12 protein-coding genes and 1 tRNA gene are annotated in these 17,298 nt (G+C 65.1%); 9 read left to right on the top strand and 4 right to left on the bottom strand.

Annotation, left to right across the window (positions count from 1 at the left end):
- Positions 1-22: 22 nt before the first annotated feature.
- The 8 genes from clpS (at position 23) to ONR57_RS02330 (ending at position 6,021) form a co-directional block, all read left to right on the top strand.
- The gene (clpS, locus tag ONR57_RS02365; RefSeq protein ID WP_374116386.1) at positions 23-331 is read left to right on the top strand and encodes an ATP-dependent Clp protease adapter ClpS; all 309 of its coding nucleotides are present in this window, start codon (positions 23-25) and stop codon (positions 329-331) included.
- Positions 332-393: 62 nt separating this feature from the next.
- Entirely contained in the window at positions 394-984 is a 591-nt protein-coding gene (locus ONR57_RS02360) for a DUF2017 domain-containing protein (protein WP_265121256.1), read from the top strand.
- 2 nt (positions 985-986) lie between these two features.
- Complete coding sequence (locus ONR57_RS02355; RefSeq protein WP_265121255.1) at positions 987-2,072, top strand: P1 family peptidase; 1,086 nt, start codon at positions 987-989, stop codon at positions 2,070-2,072.
- A 29-nt stretch (positions 2,073-2,101) separates the two neighbouring features.
- Complete coding sequence (locus tag ONR57_RS02350) at positions 2,102-2,782, top strand: rhomboid family intramembrane serine protease (protein WP_265121253.1); 681 nt, start codon at positions 2,102-2,104, stop codon at positions 2,780-2,782.
- Positions 2,779-3,624, top strand: a complete 846-nt coding sequence (gene murI / locus ONR57_RS02345; protein WP_374116370.1) for a glutamate racemase — start codon at positions 2,779-2,781, stop codon at positions 3,622-3,624. Before ONR57_RS02350 ends, murI begins: the two co-directional genes overlap by 4 nt.
- 164 nt (positions 3,625-3,788) lie before the next feature.
- Positions 3,789-4,574, top strand: coding sequence for a cyclic nucleotide-degrading phosphodiesterase (locus tag ONR57_RS02340; RefSeq protein WP_265121252.1), 786 nt, complete (start codon positions 3,789-3,791; stop codon positions 4,572-4,574).
- Positions 4,575-4,597: 23 nt separating this feature from the next.
- Entirely contained in the window at positions 4,598-5,389 is a 792-nt protein-coding gene (gene rph, locus ONR57_RS02335; RefSeq protein WP_265121250.1) for a ribonuclease PH, read from the top strand.
- Positions 5,386-6,021, top strand: coding sequence for a non-canonical purine NTP pyrophosphatase (locus ONR57_RS02330; protein ID WP_265121249.1), 636 nt, complete (start codon positions 5,386-5,388; stop codon positions 6,019-6,021). The genes rph and ONR57_RS02330 overlap by 4 nt, the downstream gene beginning before the upstream one ends.
- On the opposite strand, the gene ONR57_RS02325 is transcribed toward ONR57_RS02330, so the two are convergent.
- The 4 genes from ONR57_RS02325 to ONR57_RS02310 all read right to left on the bottom strand — a co-directional run bounded on the left by ONR57_RS02325 (position 6,018) and on the right by ONR57_RS02310 (position 7,689).
- The gene (locus ONR57_RS02325; protein WP_265121247.1) at positions 6,018-6,734 is read right to left on the bottom strand and encodes an LpqN/LpqT family lipoprotein; all 717 of its coding nucleotides are present in this window, start codon (positions 6,732-6,734) and stop codon (positions 6,018-6,020) included. The genes ONR57_RS02330 and ONR57_RS02325 overlap by 4 nt on opposite strands.
- 52 nt (positions 6,735-6,786) lie before the next feature.
- Positions 6,787-7,149: a DUF3817 domain-containing protein gene (locus ONR57_RS02320; RefSeq protein WP_265121245.1), complete on the bottom strand. Its 363-nt coding sequence runs from the start codon at positions 7,147-7,149 to the stop codon at positions 6,787-6,789.
- Positions 7,139-7,549, bottom strand: a complete 411-nt coding sequence (locus ONR57_RS02315) for a transcriptional regulator (RefSeq protein ID WP_265121244.1) — start codon at positions 7,547-7,549, stop codon at positions 7,139-7,141. The genes ONR57_RS02320 and ONR57_RS02315 overlap by 11 nt, the downstream gene beginning before the upstream one ends.
- Positions 7,550-7,607: 58 nt before the next feature.
- Positions 7,608-7,689 (bottom strand) — tRNA-Leu (locus ONR57_RS02310).
- A 447-nt stretch (positions 7,690-8,136) separates the two neighbouring features.
- Here ONR57_RS02310 and ONR57_RS02305 point away from each other — a divergent pair.
- Complete coding sequence (locus ONR57_RS02305) at positions 8,137-17,292, top strand: type I polyketide synthase (protein WP_265121242.1); 9,156 nt, start codon at positions 8,137-8,139, stop codon at positions 17,290-17,292.
- Positions 17,293-17,298 lie beyond the last annotated feature (6 nt).

Here is a 17,298-nt window from a genome sequence, read left to right as displayed (position 1 = left end):
CTCTGGTTGTATGCCTGTTCCGATGGAAACCGACCCCCAAGTCGAACCAGGAGTGTCACCGGGTGGTCTCGCCGTCGAATCCGAGGAGGAGGCCAGCCAGCGCCCCTGGGTGACTATTGTGTGGGACGACCCGGTCAATCTCATGCAATATGTGACGTACGTCCTGCAGAAGATCTTCGGCTACAGTCGCCAGAAGGCGACTGAACTGATGCTGAAAGTGCACAACGACGGCAAGGCCGTGGTGTCATCTGGGACGCGTGAGAAAGTCGAGGTCGACGTCCGTAAACTCCACGCTGCGGGCCTGTGGGCTACGATGCAGCACGAGTCGTGAAGACACTCGTGCCGGATGTCCGTGTGCAAGGACGCAGAGATGGAGAAGGGCGCGATTAGCTGGTGCATGCCTGGAGCAGGAAGAACACCATTGGCGGGCTGAGGCTGCGCTCGCAAATTGACGCGCACGAGGCCAAGGTGCTTCGCTCGGTGGTGCAGTCGGTCGTCGCGATGCTCGACGAGCGTGAGTCAGGCTCTCCGCATGACGAACTCGAGGAGCTGACCGGCCTCAGGACCGGTGCGACCACCCCGCCAGAAAATTCTGTGCTGGCGCGGTTGCTGCCCGAGTTCCACCGTCAAGATGAGGAAGCGCCGGGCAAAACTGAACGACCAGACGATGTGGCCAGCCTGAATAGTGCGCTGCGCAGCCTGAATGAGCCGCTGATCATTGAGGAAAAGCGCGGTGTCGCGTCGGTGTTGCTGGACACCGTTCCGCCGGAGGGCGGCAAAATTTCGCTGACGCCCGAACAAGCGGACGCATGGATTTCTGCGGTCAACGACGCGCGGCTGGCGCTAGGCACAATGCTTGAGATTTCGCATGAGACGCCTGAAGAGATCGACCCGAACGACCCCCGCGCCCCGCAGCTCGGCGTGTACCACTGGCTCACCTGGATTCAGGACTCGCTCGTCACCGCACTCGTTGGTGAAAGGTAAGTATGTTTCCGATCGCCGGTGCGCCGGGTCCGCGCAACGCCATCACCGATGTCGCCGGCATTCTGGTTGGCCAATGGGACCGGATCGATCCTGATGCGACTCTTGGCAGCGGATGGGCGACTGGGTGCACCGTTATTCTCGCCCCGAAGGGTGCCGTCGCGAGCGGTGATGTCCGCGGCGGCGGCCCGGGCACCAGAGAAACTGACCTTCTCCGGCCCGGAAACACCGTCCAGCATCTTCATGCAGCGGTGCTATCGGGGGGCAGCGCGTATGGTCTCGCCGCCGCTGACGGTGTCATGCGATGGCTCGAGGAGAACAGTATTGGGCTGCAGATCGGCGGTCCGGATCGGTTGGTCCCGATCGTCGGGGGAGCGGTGATTTTCGACCTTCTCGTTGGCGACTGGTCATACCGGCCGGGACCTGAGGCGGGTTACGCCGCGGCGCAGGGCGCCGGCCGGGAGGTGCGGACGGGGTCCGCGGGTGCGGGTGCGGGAGCGTGTGCCGGGAGCATCAAAGGCGGCACCGGAACGGCGAGCGTGGTGATCGACGGGGGCCCCGCCGCCGGGTACACGGTTGGCGCCCTGGTTGTTGCTAACCCCGTTGGTTCCGTGTTCGACACTCGGACCGGGTTGCCGTGGGGTGCGTCCAGCGAATTGGCTGGTGAGTTCGATCTGCCGGAGCCGACGAGCGAGCAGATTGTCGCTGCGGCCGCGCACGCTCACAAAGGCACTGTGTTCAACACCACCATCGGAGCGGTCGCCACTGACGCAGCCCTTGACAAGGCGGGCTGCGAACGTCTGGCCGTTGCTGGCCACACTGGCCTGGCGCGTGCGATCCGTCCGGTCCATTCGCCGCTGGACGGCGATACTGTGTTTGCGCTCGCCACCGGTGAAAAAGCGCCCGATCCCGCAGCCGCCAGTGTGACACCCGCATCGCCGCCGGGTATACCGGCAAGTACGGCGATGTTAGACGCGCTGTGTGCGGCCGGGGCCGCTTGCGTCGAGCGCGCCGTCGTGCACGCGGTCCTTGACGCGGTGCCGATCGCGGGAATTCCCGCGTACCGGGACCTGTTTTCAGGGTCGGCGTGAAGATATGCCGTGATGAGCGAGGAGGCGCGATGACATACAGCCTGGGGGGCTCGGGCGGTTTCGGACCACCATCTGGTGCTGGGAAGCCGGCGCGCAAGCCACCAGGGCCACGCTGGCAACAAGCCTTGGTTGCGACCGTCGGGTTCGTCGCGGTGCTCTATGTCGTGGAGCTGCTGGACGTTCTTACCGCGTACCCGTTCGCGCTGTCGGGCATCGCACCCCGGTCGATGGACGGATTGAGCGGTGTCCTGTTCGCCCCGCTTATCCATGCTGACTGGGCGCATCTCATGGCGAACTCGGTGCCGCTGCTGGTTCTGGGTTTCTTGGTGTTCCTGTCGTCGCTGACGCGGGCCGTCATGGCGACCGCCATCATTTGGGTCGTCGGCGGGATGGGAACGTGGCTGACCGGTGGCGATAACACGGTGCACATTGGTGCTTCGATCATTGTCTTCGGATGGCTCGCTTTTCTCATTACGCAGGGCCTGTTCACACGCAGTGGGATGCAACTTCTCGTGGGCGGTGTGGTGCTGTTCTTTTACGGCACTCTGCTGTGGGGCGTCCTGCCTGGGCAGGCGGGTGTGTCCTGGCAGGGGCATTTGTTCGGTGCGCTCGGCGGCGTGGTTGCCGCCTGGATTCTGTCGAATGACGAGCGTGCCCGGCGGCGTGCCTCGCGACAACAGTTGCCTCCGCACGGTGGTATGTATACGTGACGCAAACCACCGCGAGTGAATCACGCGATCGCCCGCAGTTTCGTGCGCCAGATTCGAATGCGCCAATCGGAATTTTCGATTCTGGAGTAGGCGGACTAACTGTTGCCCGGGCAATAATTGACCAATTGCCGGATGAAGACATCATCTATGTGGGTGATACCGCAAACGGCCCATATGGCCCGCTTTCGATTCCCGAAGTTCGGGCGCATGCGCTCGCAATCGGAGATGATCTTGTTCATCGCGGCGCCAAAGTGCTTGTAATCGCGTGCAATACCGCGTCCGCGGCGTATTTGCGTGATGCCCGCGAGCGATACCCAGTCCCAGTGGTTGAAGTAATCCTCCCGGCTGTGCGCCGTGCCGCGAAAGCGACCCGGAATGGCCGGATCGGGGTAATCGGCACACAAGCGACGATCGCGTCGCGGGCGTACGAAGACAGTTTCGCTGCAGCGCGCGACGTGGAGGTCGTGTCGGCGGCGTGTCCGCGGTTCGTCGACTTTGTGGAACGAGGCATCACCAGCGGTCGGCAGGTCATGCAGCTCGCGCAAGGTTATCTAGACCCACTGCAACGCGCAGGAGTAGACACGGTGATTTTGGGCTGCACCCACTATCCGTTGCTGTCTGGTGTCATCCAGCTGGCTATGGGTGAAGACGTCACACTCGTGTCGAGCGCAGAAGAGACCGCAAAGGACGTCTTGCGCGTGCTCACCGAACGAGACTTGCTCCACGAACACACCGATCGCATCGCGCAAAGGCAGTTTCTCGCGACGGGGGAGCCGGAACCATTCCGCAAACTCGCCGCCCGGTTCCTGGGCCCGTCGGTACCCGTCGTCGGCCACGTGTGAGCGCGAGCGACGCGGCAAAAGACGCATAGCTGCAAAGCTGATATGTCACAAAAAGATTCGGGTTGCACCCAGGTTCAGTCACGGTCCGGTGTAAATCTCGTACATTTCAGGGATTTGGGGGAGAAGTTGAATGTGAATTGACGCGACGTGGCAGCATTAGGCGTATGCGTGTAACCGTCCTGGGCTGTTCCGGAAGCGTCACCGGTCCGGATTCGCCAGCGTCGGGATATCTGATTCGTGCAGAGAACTCCCCGCCGCTGGTTCTTGACTTTGGCGGCGGCGTGCTCGGTGCGTTACAGCGGTTCATCGATCCAGGTGACGCGACGATCCTTCTTTCCCACCTGCATGCGGACCACTGCCTGGACATTCCAGGGCTCCTGGTGTGGCGTCGATACCATCCCGACCCGCCCGAAGGGAAAGCGCTCGCTTATGGGCCCACCGATACGGCGATGCGGATTGGTGCAGCGTCATCGGAGATCGGTGGGCATATCGACGACATCTCGGACGTACTCGACGTCCGGGCGTGGGAAGACGGCCAGGCAGTGACATTCGGCGACATCACGGTGTTGCCGCGCCGCGTGTTCCACCCTCCTGAGTCATACGGATTCCGCTTCACCTCCAGCACTGGCGCCGTTTTCGCTTCCAGTGGCGATACCGGTGTGTGTGACGCGGTATACGAACTCGCGGACCGCGCTGACGTGTTCCTCTGCGAAGCGTCATGGACGCATTCCCCGGACCGGCCTGTCGGCGTCCACCTGTCCGGCACCGAGGCAGGACGCATCGCCCGTGAAGCGGGTGTCGGTCAACTGCTGCTCACTCACGTCCCGCCGTGGACACCGCGCGAGGCTGTGCTGGCTGAAGCGCAGGCCGAGTTTGATGGCCCAGTGCGGCTGGTCGCGCCGAATGAGCACTTCCAGGTAGCCCAGGTTGCGCCGGCAGACCTTTCTTGACGTGAACGGCTACGCTCGTTGGTGTGACGAGACGTGCTGATGGCAGAGCAGACAATGAACTTCGTCCCGTTCGGATCACCCGGGGCTTCACGAATTACCCAGCAGGGTCTGTGCTGGTCGAATTCGGGCAAACGCGGGTGCTATGCACCGCGTCTGTAGAAGACGGTGTTCCGCGCTGGCGTGACGGCTCCGGGCAGGGCTGGCTGACTGCTGAGTACGCGATGCTTCCGGCGGCGACGCACAGCCGCAGTGGCCGTGAGTCGGTGCGCGGCAAACTCGGCGGGCGCACGCAGGAGATCAGCCGGCTGGTGGGGCGTTCGCTGCGAGCCTGCATCGATCTCGGGGCGATCGGTAACCGCACTGTGACCGTTGACTGTGACGTCATTCAGGCCGATGGCGGCACGCGCACGGCGGCGATCACCGGGGCCTACGTTGCCCTGCACGACGCGATGACGTATCTGGGTGCTGCCGACGCGCTCGTTGACCCCAAGCCGCTGTCGTGTGCCATCGCGGCGGTCAGCGTCGGAGTTGTTGACGGGCGGGTGCGGCTAGATCTCCCATATGACGAGGATTCCCGCGCCGAGGTGGACCTCAATGTCGTCGCCACGGACGTCGGAACCCTCGTGGAAGTTCAGGGCACGGGCGAAGGCGCCACCTTCCCGCGCTCGACGCTCGACAAGCTCATCGACCTCGCGCTTGAAGGCTGTGAGCAGCTGTTCGCGGTGCAAAATGAAGTGCTTGCCGCACCGTATCCCGGTGAACTCCCGCAGCCTGACCCGCACGCGCCGAAGAAGAAGGCTTTCGGAACAAAATGACCAAGAAGTTGCTGGTCGCGAGCCGCAACAGAAAGAAGCTTGCCGAGCTGCGCCGGATCCTCGATGTGTCTGGCATCGCCGGGGTTGAACTCGTCGGGCTCGACGACGTGGAACCCTATCCCGAGTCGCCGGAGACAGGTGAGACATTCGAGCAGAATGCGCTGCTGAAAGGGCGTGACGGCACGCACGCTACGGGTCTCGCGTGCGTAGCCGATGACTCTGGCCTCGAGGTTGACGCTCTGCATGGCATGCCTGGGGTCCTGTCGGCCCGCTGGTCGGGGGAGCACGGCCAGGACGCGGAAAACAACCGGCTCCTTCTCGCCCAGCTGCGGGACGTGCCAGATGAGCGCCGGTCTGCGTCCTTCGTGTCCGCTTGCGCTCTTGTCGTGCCCGATGGGGTGGAAACTGTGGTCCGCGGCAGCTGGAAGGGCGCAATCGCGCACGAACCGCACGGCGACGGCGGATTCGGCTACGACCCCATCTTCCTGCCCGCAGAGCTGCCTGAGGGTGTCGACGCCGACGAAGGACGCTCAGCGGCGCAGCTGACCGCTGCAGAGAAGGATGCGGTGTCACACCGCGGAAAGGCATTGCGCTCGCTCGTACCCGCACTCGCCCAGTGGGCGAGCAGCTAAGCTCGGGCCGTGACCGTCAGGCTGCTATCGATCTCCTGTACTGAAGCGGTCACAGCCTCGGCGTCGCGCGACTGCGCGGTGATGCGGAGCTGGATCACGTACGTCGCAGCACCGTCATCCATGACGACGGTGCGCTCCACAATCGCGATGTAGCCCGCTTCGGCGTCGGCATACTCGCCGGAGAGCGCATACGACGGGTATCCGCTGACTTCCGAATCGGGATCGTCGAGCGCAATCTCGAATTCGGGCAAATTCAGCACAGCGCCGCTCGCGAGGCCGAGGGCCTCATCGGGATCGACGACGCGGTCAAGGCGCAGCACAGTGAGCACGGCCGCGGGCACCGGCCCAGGTTCTTCATCGTTTTCCCACCGCGTGCCTACGGCGGCACTATACGACTGAGGAAAGAGACCGGGATCGGCAATGTGCCAGCCATCCGGCAGATCGAACTCGACGAGCGGGCCGGTTTCGGTGCCCGCTGCGAGAGGTGTCCGGCCGATACCCTGCTCAGCCAGGTAATCCGCGAGCGTGGGTGCGGGTTCTGCCTCCTCCGGTTCAGGGATCGGCGTCGTCGTGGTGGTGACGGGCGGAACGGATACAGCCACAGTTGTTGGCGGGGCGAGACTGGCTGTATCCCCCTCTCCTGTACCGCACGCGCCGAGAATGGCGGCGGCAGCGAGAATCCCAGTAACCCGGACGAGGGGGCGCTTTGTCATGTGAGTTACATATCCCGCAGTATCGACCATGTCAAAGTCCCGCGCGGGCGGTTCACAGCCGCTGCCCGGCCTTGACCTTCTGCGTGACGCGATGTTCAACGTAGAACGAGAGGAACGGTACGGTGCCCGCGAGCAGGACACCGATCGTGGGAAAGGGCCGCCATCGCGCCTTGACCGCGAGATCCGTCGTCATGATGAGGTAGATGAAGTACACCCAGCCGTGCACGATGGGGACGATGCGGGCCCACTCGGGCAGATCGACGTCCATGGGGTACTTCAGCACCATTTCGACAGTGAGGACGAGCAGCCAGATCCCTGTGGTGATCGCGAGGACGCGGTATCTCGTGAGTGCCGACTGAATGCGGGGCGAAAGTTCGGCCACGGTACTCGTCGTCGCCGCACGATCAGATGTCACGAGTGCTCCTATCGCGGTTATGGGGGGAACTTGGCTGTCCGCCGCTCTCGTTGGCGAGCTCAGCAAGATACTGGTTGTATGCGGCGGTTTCGGGGTCGACGTCTGCAGCTGCCGGTCGCGAAGGCCGGGCGGGAAGCAGATCCTCCGGGATTTCCTTCGGCTGATCGTCGTTCAGTTCACCGCGTTCTTCCTGGCGTTCCAGCCGTACGAACTTGACGTAGGCGTACACGAGGAAGCCGGCGAACAGTGGCCATTGCAGGGCGTATCCCAGGTTTTGCGCGGAACCCGCGGCCGATTCGTAGCGCTGCAGTTGCCACCATCCGAGTGCGAGGCAGGCAGCAGCACCGACGATCACGAAAATGATCAGAGCTAGCCTCGGTGATCGGGTTGGTTGCGCCACGTTATAAAAGGTACCTGGAAAATCCGGCAAACTCTGTGTGAGCAGCCACACCTGGGGGTGCGCGAGGGGGGACTTGAACCCCCACGTCCTAAGACACTGGAACCTAAATCCAGCGCGTCTGCCAATTCCGCCACTCGCGCATCTGGGCGTACCGCGGTAAAGATTACGTCGTTGCGCTGTCATTTGCCAGTGCACCCAAAAAAGGCCTTCTGCCTGCATTTTCTCTCATTGCGAGACAGGCTGTGTGGCGTGCATCTCAGCAAATATAACAATTCGGTAACGTTGACATATTCACCCGAGATGTCAAATCGATCAAAATATCCTCGCTGACCTGCGGGGATGGAAAAACTTGAGGGAATCCTCATGATCTGCTCGCAAGCTACTCACTAGTAGAAAAAATCGCTGGTGTGGAACATGAGGAAATCCTCACGAATGTGTGCCACTCTTGGGTCAGCGCGTGAACGGACGCACAACGCCCAAAGCAGTGCAGAGCGTGTGACGTCGCGTTGCCTCCTGAACCCCACAATCTCGCCTGGGTAGTTGCCCTTACCCGGGTCTATTCAGGCACGTCTACACAGGAGCGAACAGTGACCCTGAGCGATAATCCAATCTTCTCCTCACGGAGTGCACACACCGCGAACAACACCCTCGCGCTAAGCGCCCAGTTCCGTAACGGAGTTCCCTACACCGTGGCCTTTGGCGGTCAGGGTGCAGAATGGCTCCCCGCGCTCCGCGAACTGATCAACGATGGCGGCTTCGCAGCTGAGCTCGCGGACCTTGTCGCAGAAGCAAACGCTATGCTCGCCCCGGTCGATAGTGACCTTCAGATCGTGCGCGCGGAGTTCGCGCCGCTGCAGTGGGCTGAGCAGACCGGTGACGAAGAGACCACCGTTGACGTCTCCACCGCCGCTATTTCCCTGCCCGGCGTATTCCTCGCCCAGCTCGCTGCGCTGCGGTTGCTCGAGCTTGAAGGTCTCGACACTGTCGAGGTCGCGCCCGCCGCGACTGCCGGCCACTCACAAGGTGTGCTCGGCGTCGAAGTTCTGCGTCAGGGCGGTAGCCGCAATGCGGAACTCCTCGCAATCGCCCAGCTGATGGGTGCAGCCGCATCACTCACCGGCCGCCGCCGCGGCTTGCGCTCGGTCGGCTCGCACTCCGCGATGGTTTCCGTTTCCAAGGCTGATCCGCAGCGCATCGCCGACATCGTTGCCGAGGCGACCAGTGGCATGTCGCCCGACGAGGCGCCGGTCGTGGCCATCCGTAACGCTCGCCGCCGTGTTGTCATCTCCGGCCGGCCTGAGCAAATCGAGCGAATCCGCCTGCGCTGCGCCGAAATCGCCGAGAAAGAAAAGCAGGAGCGCGCCGACCGTGTCCGCGGCGGCGAAATCTTCGCTCCTGTTTTCGATCCCATCGCAGCAGAGGTGGCCTTCCACCACCCATCGATGTCCGCCGCCGTTGAACTCGCAGTCGAGTGGGCCGAAGAGTGCGGCATCGACACCGAACTGACCCGCAACCTCGCTACCAGCGCGCTCGTCGACCCCGTCGACTGGGTCGCGGAAATCGAGCGTCTCGCCAAATCCGGCGCGCAGTGGCTGCTGGACGTCGGGCCGGGCGACGTTTTCGCCCGCCTCACCGCATCGTCAACTCGCGGACTCGGCGTCGCCGTGATCCCCGCCGGCACCCGTGGCGGACACCGCAATCTTTTCACCCCCGGCGCCACGCCGGAGGTTCCCAGCCCGTGGACCCGCTTCGCGCCGCGCGTCGCCGAACTTCCTGACGGCACCAAGGTTGCAGAGACCCTCTTCACTCGCCTCACCGGCCGTTCACCGATTGTCCTCGCGGGCATGACCCCGACCACCGTCGACGCCAAGATCGTCGCAGCCGCAGCGAACGCTGGCTATTGGTCCGAACTCGCAGGCGGGGGCCAGGTTACCGAGCCGATCTTCAACGATCGCGTCGAAGACCTGAAGAAGCTCCTCGATCCGGGCCGCGCGGTACAGCTCAACGCGATGTTCCTCGACCCGTACCTGTGGAAGCTGCACGTCGGCGGCAAGCGCCTGCTGCAGAAGGCGCGCGTCGCGGGCGCACCCTTCGATGGCATCACCATTACCGCCGGTATCCCTGAGCTCGATGACGCGCTGTCAATCATCGAAGACCTCACCAATGCCGGACTGTCGTACATCGCCTTCAAGCCGGGCACGGTTGCGCAGATTCGCTCAGTCATCCGGATCGCCGCGGAAGTACCGCACCAGACCATCATCGTTCAGATCGAAGGCGGCAAGGCCGGCGGTCACCACTCGTGGGAGGACCTCGATGACCTCCTCCTCGAGACCTACGCTGAGCTCCGGGCACGGCCCAACGTCGTCATCGCCGCGGGCGGTGGCATCGGCACGCCCGAGCGCGCAGCCGACTACCTGACCGGCCGCTGGTCCGTCGCGCACGGTTTCCCCGCGATGCCCGTTGACTCCATCCTCATCGGCACCGCGGCGATGGCCGCACTCGAGGCGACGACCTCACCTGAGGTCAAGAAGCTGCTCGTCGACACCCAGGGCACCCCAGAGTGGATCCCCGCTGGCGGCGCGCAGAACGGAATGTCCTCGGGCCGCAGCCAACTCGGCGCGGATATCCACGAGGTCGACAACACCGCGTCGAAGACCGGGCGTCTCCTCGACGAGGTGGCTGGTGACGCAGCGGAGGTCAAACGCCGCCGCGACGAAATCATCGCCGCGCTCAATGGCACCGCCAAGCCGTACTTCGGTGACGTCGCCGCGATGACGTACCAGGAATGGCTGGAGCGCTACGTCGAACTCGCCGTTGGTGAGGCTGCGACAGACTTCAACATCGGCGGCGACTTCTCCGATGCCAGCGACACGATCAATTCCGTATGGCTCGACGTCACCTGGCGGGAGCGGTTCGCGTCGATGATCCGCCGCGCCGAGGCACGCCTCAACCCGGCCGACCGGGGCCGCATCACGTCGCTGTTCTCCGACGCCGTGCACCTGGAGCGTCCACACGCGGCGATCGCGGAACTCGTCACCACGTACCCGGAGGCAGCCACCACGGTTCTGCACCCCGGTGACGTCCCGTTCTTCATGTCGCTATGCCGTACCCCGGGCAAGCCGGTCAACTTCGTGCCCGTCATCGACGCTGAGGTTCGCCGCTGGTGGCGCTCGGACTCGCTGTGGCAGGCCCACGACCCGCGTTACAGCGCCGACCAGGTATGCGTCATCCCCGGCACCGTTTCTGTCGCAGGCATCACCAAGGCCGACGAGCCGGTGGCTGACATCCTCAAGCGCTTCGAGGACGAGACCGTTTCCGCGCTCTCCACCGAAGCTGTTTCGGTACCGAGCCGCCGCCGCGCCGAAGCCGATGGTGTCCTCGGAATCCTCCTCGCAGCACCCGACGCCACCTGGGGGAGCCGCCTCACCAAGAACCCTGTGTTCCGTATCGGCGAGCCCTCAACCTGGGACATCACGTCCAATGATGTCGCGCGGCACGCCGCCACCGGCGCCGTGCTGCGGGCCGCTGGCGAGAACGTCGCGGTCCTCGAGGTTCCGGTGCTGCGCGGCAAAGTTTCACTGCGCCTTACCGTTCCCGCGTCCTGCACCACCGGTGGCGCACCGATCGTCAGCGCTGAAGACACCGCGACCGCTATGAGCGCCCTTCTCGAGGTCGCTGCAGGCGGCGGCGAACTGCCTCCAGTCGTTGATGGTGTCGCTGAATTCAGCACCACCTACCTGCCTGAACTCGTGGCTGACCACGCTGCCGTCACCGCCACCGGTATCGGCGCGGACATGATGCCGGGCACCGTGCCGGACGTTCTCGTCGGCACCTGCTGGCCCGCCGTCTTCGCTGCTATCGGCGCGGCGAAGTCAGCGGACGGCGCACCCTGCGTCGAAGGTCTGCTTGATCTTGTTCACCTCGACCACCACACGTCCCTGCTCGGCAGCCTCCCCACGGAAAGTGCGACACTGGACGTCCGCGCGAAGCTCGGCCGCGTTGTCGACGCCGAGGTTGGCCGTGTCATCGAGGTCGAGGTTGAGATCCGCACCGGCAGCGAACTGATCGCCACGCTGAGCGAGCGTTTCGCCATCCGCAACCGGACGGGCAGCGCGTCCCTCACCGATCCGGTTTCCGTCGCGAGCAAGGACGCCGCCAGCACGCCGCGCAAGCTCGTCCGAAAGGTCAGCTTCACCGCGCCGACGTCCATGCGTGCCTTTGCCCGGATCTCCGGCGACCACAACCCGATCCACACCAGCGATGGGGCTGCTGCGCTCGCGGGCCTGCCCGGCCCGATCGTGCACGGCATGTGGCTCTCCGCTGCGGCACAGCATGTGCTCGCCGGCCGTGACATCAGCAGCGACCAGCGCAAGTACCCGGGTATCGAAGCCTGGACCACCCGGTTCCTGGCACCCGTGCTGCCGGGCGACACCATCGATGTCCGCGCTGAGCGCGTCAGCATCGAAGCGGGCCGCGAGATCATCGAGGTCACCTGCAAGGTCGGCGACACCCCCGTCATGATCGGTACGGCCCGCATGGCGCCGCCACGGATCGTGTACGCGTTCCCCGGCCAGGGCATCCAGCACAAGGGGATGGGTCTTGAGGCAATGACCCGCTCCAAGGCTGCCCGTGCAGTGTGGGAGCGTGCCGATGAGCACACCCGCAAGGAACTCGGCTTCTCGATCCTCGCGATCGTCCGCGACAACCCCACCGAGATCCGGGCCCGCGGCGTCACCTACTACCACCCGGACGGCGTACTCTTCCTGACCCAGTTCACGCAGGTCGCGATGGCCACCCTCGGCCTCGCGCAGATTGCGGAACTGAAGGAATCCGGCGCGTTCATCGAAGGTGCGTACTTCTGCGGTCACTCCGTCGGTGAGTACAACGCGCTCTCCGCCGTTGCTGAGGTCTTGCCGCTGCCCGCAGTGCTCGAACTTGTGTTCCGGCGTGGTTCAGCGATGCACACCCTCGTGCCACGTGACGCGAAGGGCCGCAGCGACTACCGGCTCGGAGCGATCCGTCCGTCCCAGGCTGGGATCGCGGACTCCGATGTCACCGCGTACATCGATGGCATTGCCGCCGAAACGGGTGAGTTCCTGCAGGTCGTCAACTACAACCTGCGTGGCTCGCAGTACGCGATCGCCGGCACGGTGAAGGGGCTCGAGGCACTCGAGTCGGACATCGATGCTCGCCGCACCGCCCTGGGCGGCAAGCGCGCGTTCATCCTCGTGCCCGGCATCGACGTCCCGTTCCACTCCTCGGTGCTGCTTGGCGGTGTGCCGGAGTTCCGTGAGAAGCTGCGCGAACTCGTTCCGCACGACATCGACCCGCAGATCCTCGTGGGCCGCTACATCCCGAACCTCGTGCCGCGGCTGTTCAACCTCGGGCGCGACTTCGTTCAGGAGATCGCCGACCTCGTCGACTCGGAGCCGCTGAAGGCTGTGCTCGCGGACTTCGACAGCTGGTCAGCCAAGCCTGTCGCACTCAGCCGCGAGATCCTCATCGAACTGCTCGCGTGGCAGTTCGCAAGCCCGGTCCGCTGGATCGAGACGCAGGATCTGCTGTTCACCGACGAAGCCGAAGGCGGCGTCGCCGTCGAGCGTTTCGTTGAGATCGGCACTGGCAGCGCCCCGACGCTCGCGAACCTCGCGAAGTCGACACTGGGACTGCCCGGTTACGTCGCGAAGCCTGAGGTCTTCAACGTCGAGCGTGACGCGCTCGCAGTCAAGGGCCAGGACGAGAGCCAGGACTTCGAGGACGACGTGGACGACTCGGCGGAAGCGACCGCTGAGGCCGCTCCTGCGGAGGCCGCCGCGCCCGCAGAGGCTGCCCCGGCACCCGCGCCGGCTCCGGCCGCGCCTGCTGGCGGACCGCGTCCCGACGACCTGCCGTTCTCCGCAGCGGACGCCACCCGTGCGCTCATCGCGTCGCTCACCAAGCTGCGCCCCGAGCAGATCGGCTCCGCTGACACCATCGAGGCCCTGTGCGACGGTGTGTCCTCACGCCGCAACCAGGTGCTCCTCGACCTTGGTTCCGAGCTCGGCCTCGGCGCGATCGACGGTGCCGCGGACGCGGACATCCCGACCCTGTCGCAGACCGTGAACAAGCTGGCGCGCACGTACAAGCCGTTCGGCCCCGTGCTCACCGACGCGTTCGGCGACCAGCTTCGCAAGGTGTTCGGTCCGACCGGCAAGCGTCCCGCCTACATCAGCGACGTCGTCACCGACGTGTGGCAGCTCGAACAGGGCTGGGTCCACCACGTCACCGCTGAGCTTGCCCTCGGCACCCGTGAAGGCTCCAGCTCACGCGGCGGCGAACTCGGCGGCATCTCCGGCAGCACCGCGGACGAACTGATCGACGCGGCAATCCAGTCCGTCGCGGCCCGCAACGGTGTCACCGTCGGCAAGCCAAGCGCCGGTGGCGCGGGCGGCGGAACGGTCGACTCTGCTACGGTCTCGGCTCTCACTGAGTCGATCACCGGACCCGACGGTGTGCTCGCTTCGACGGCGCGGCACCTGCTCGCGGAGCTGGGACTGTCGGCGCCGAAGTCCATCGCCGACGCTGAGGATCCGTCCGCGGAACTGGCCGAGCTTGTCGCCCAGGAACTCGGCAGCGACTGGGCACGCCAGGTTGCTCCCGCGTTCGACGCCAACAAGGCCGTCGCGTTCGACGACCGGTGGGCGAGCGCTCGCGAAGACCTCGCGAAGCTCTGGCTGGGTGACAACGCCGACAACGCCGGCACGTTCACCGGGACCGGCGAGATCGTCGCTACCCAGGCGCGCTGGTGGGCACAGAAGGCACAGGACGCGGGACGTCCTGCCCTTGCCGAGGCCTACAACCGGTTCGCCGCAGAGGCCATGGACACCTCCACGGGCAAGTGGGACTCCGAAGTTGCGATCGTTACCGGCGCGAGCGAAGGCTCGATCGCCGCGGCTGTCGCCGGTGAGCTGCTGAACGGCGGCGCAACCGTCATTGCCACGACCTCGCGCCTCAACTCCGAGCGCGTCGGCTTCTACAAGGAGCTCTACCGGGCGAACGCCCGCGCTGGCGCCACCTTGTGGGTCGTCCCGGCCAACATGGCAGCATTCAGCGACGTTGACGCTCTCGTCGACTGGGTTGGCAGCGAGTACGCCATCACCGCTGGCCCCGAGACCAAGGTGCTGAAGAAGGCACTCACCCCGACGATGCTGGTTCCGTTCGCGGCACCACGAGTCAGCGGTGAACTCGCCGACGCTGGCGCCAAGGCGGAACTGCAGATGCGTGTTCTGCTCTGGTCGGTGGAGAAGATGATCGGTGGCCTATCGGCAATCGGCAAGGACAACGACATCGACACCCGTCTCCACGTCCTGCTGCCAGGCTCACCGAACCGCGGCATTTTCGGTGGCGACGGTGCCTACGGTGAATCCAAGGCCGCGTTCGACGCGATCATCGCCAAGTGGAAGTCCGAGTCGAGCTGGTCACAGCGCGTGACCTTCACCCACGCTCTCATCGGCTGGGTGCGCGGCACCGGACTCATGGGCGGCAACGACCCGCTGGTCCGCTTTGTCGAGGCAGCTGGCGTCAAGACCTGGGCCACCACTGAAATGGCGGCGGAACTGCTCAAGGGCTGCACCCCCGAGGCACGCACGTACGCCGAATCCGAGCCGGTGACCCTCAACCTCACAGGCGGGCTCGACACGGCAGACCTCGATCTCTCCGCGCTGGCCGGCAAGGCACACGCGGCTGCTGAGGAAGAGAGCGAAGAAGCCGTCGAAGAAGGCGACAACGTCATCAGCGCGCTGCCAGCAGCACCCGCTGCTGACCCGGTCCGCCGGGTCGAGTGGAACAAGGTTGCCGCTGATCCTGCCGACATGGTCGTCATCGTCGGTGCGGGCGAACTCGGGCCGTACGGCTCGGCACGTACCCGCTTCGAGATGGAGGTCTCCGAAGAACTTTCGGCGGCTGGTGTTCTCGAACTCGCCTGGACCACGGGTCTCGTCACCTGGCACAACGATCCCAAGCCAGCGTGGTACGACACCGAGTCCGGTGACGAGGTCGCTGAGGAGGACATCTGGGAGCTGTACCACGACCGCGTGGTTGAGCAGTGCGGCATCCGTCCGTACGAGAACGATGGGGCACTGCAGGACGGCACCCAGCCGCTCCTCAGCTCGGTCTTCCTCGACAACGATCTGACCTTCACGGTCAGCGGCGAGGCTGAAGCTCGTGCGTTCGTGTCCGCCGCGCCCGATTCCACGGTCATCGAATCGCTGGAGTCTGGTGAATGGCAGGTCACCCGCAAGGCTGGCACCGAAATCCGGGTCCCGCGGCGGGTCGAGATGACCCGTACCGTCGGTGCTCAGATTCCGCTGAACTTCGACGCGACCCGCTGGGGCATCCCCGCGGAACTGGCCGATTCGATCGACCGGGTCGCACTGTGGAACCTCGTCACCACTGTCGATGCGTTCCTCGGCTCCGGGTTCACACCGGCTGAGCTGCTCCGCTGGGTACACCCGGCAGACGTCGCGAACACGCAGGGCGTCGGTATCGGTGGCATGAAGTCGATGCGCTCGCTCTACATCGATGCGATCCTCGGCGAGAACCGCCCGAACGACATCCTGCAGGAGGCCCTGCCGAACGTCATCGCGGCGCACGTCGTCCAGTCCTATGTCGGCAGCTACGGCGACATGCTCCACCCCGTGGCGGCATGCGCGACCGCAGCAGTGTCGGTGTCGGAGGGCTTCGACAAGATCCGCTCAGGCCGGGCGCAGTTCGTCGTCGCCGGCGGCTTCGATGACCTCGGAGTTGAAGGCATCACCGGCTTCGGTGACATGAACGCCACCGCCAACACCCAGGCGATGCTGGACAAGGGCATCGATCCGCGACGCTTCTCCCGCGCCAACGATCGCCGCCGTGGCGGCTTCGTCGAGGCCAACGGTGGCGGCACCGTCCTCCTCGCCCGCGGTGACCTCGCGTTCGAGCTGGGACTGCCAGTGCTCGGTGTGGTCGGCTGGACCGGAACCTTCGGTGACGGTGCGCACACGTCCATCCCGGCACCCGGCCTCGGTGCGCTCAGCGCCGGGCGCGGCGGCACGACGTCGAAGCTGGCGAAGGAACTCGCTGCTCTCGGTGTCACCGCAGACGACATCTCGGTGATCTCGAAGCACGACACCTCCACCGGTGCCAACGACCCGAACGAGTCGGAACTGCACGAGCGCATCGCCACGGCGCTGGGCCGCACGGACGGCGCACCGCTGTTCGTGATCTCCCAGAAGTCGCTTACCGGCCACGCGAAGGGCGGTGCGGCAGCGTTCCAGATGATCGGGCTCTGCCAGGTCCTCGCTGACGGTGTGGTGCCTCCGAACCGCAGCCTCGACTGCGTCGACGAGGTGCTCGCCCAGCATCCGCATCTCGTGTGGGTGCGCCAGGCCCTGAAGTTCGGCGAGCGCCTGCCGCTCAAGGCGGGCCTTGTCACCAGCCTCGGGTTCGGGCACGTGTCCGCGTTCGTCGCAATCGTGCACGCGGAAGCGTTCCTGCAGGCACTCGGTGCCGAGCGGGCCGCTGACTACCTGGCACGGGCAGCGAAGCGGGTCGCCGACGGCCGCCGCCGTATCGCCGCCGCGATGGTTGGTGGACCGGCACTCTACGAGCGCCCGGAGAACCGCCGCTTCGCCGGTTCGGTCCGTGAGTCGGAGGCAGCGCTGCTGCTCGACCCCCAGGCCCGGCTCGGCGAGTCCGGAACCTACCCGGTGCCCGGAGTTCAGTGACCGACC

The sequence above is a fragment of the Hoyosella sp. YIM 151337 genome (genome assembly GCF_026041215.1).
Taxonomy (GTDB): domain Bacteria; phylum Actinomycetota; class Actinomycetes; order Mycobacteriales; family Mycobacteriaceae; genus Hoyosella.
The sequence above is the reverse complement of the archived record's forward strand: the minus strand, read 5'-3'. Positions and strand labels throughout refer to the sequence as shown.

What these genes read in the sequence shown, in the direction of transcription:
- clpS (WP_374116386.1), top strand. Translation starts at nt 23, where the DNA reads ATGGAAACCGACCCCCAAGTCGAACCAGGAGTGTCACCGGGTGGTCTC.
- ONR57_RS02355 (WP_265121255.1), top strand. Translation starts at nt 987, where the DNA reads ATGTTTCCGATCGCCGGTGCGCCGGGTCCGCGCAACGCCATCACCGAT.
- ONR57_RS02350 (WP_265121253.1), top strand. Translation starts at nt 2,102, where the DNA reads ATGACATACAGCCTGGGGGGCTCGGGCGGTTTCGGACCACCATCTGGT.
- ONR57_RS02340 (WP_265121252.1), top strand. Translation starts at nt 3,789, where the DNA reads ATGCGTGTAACCGTCCTGGGCTGTTCCGGAAGCGTCACCGGTCCGGAT.
- ONR57_RS02330 (WP_265121249.1), top strand. Translation starts at nt 5,386, where the DNA reads ATGACCAAGAAGTTGCTGGTCGCGAGCCGCAACAGAAAGAAGCTTGCC.
- ONR57_RS02325 (WP_265121247.1), bottom strand. Translation starts at nt 6,734, where the DNA reads ATGACAAAGCGCCCCCTCGTCCGGGTTACTGGGATTCTCGCTGCCGCC.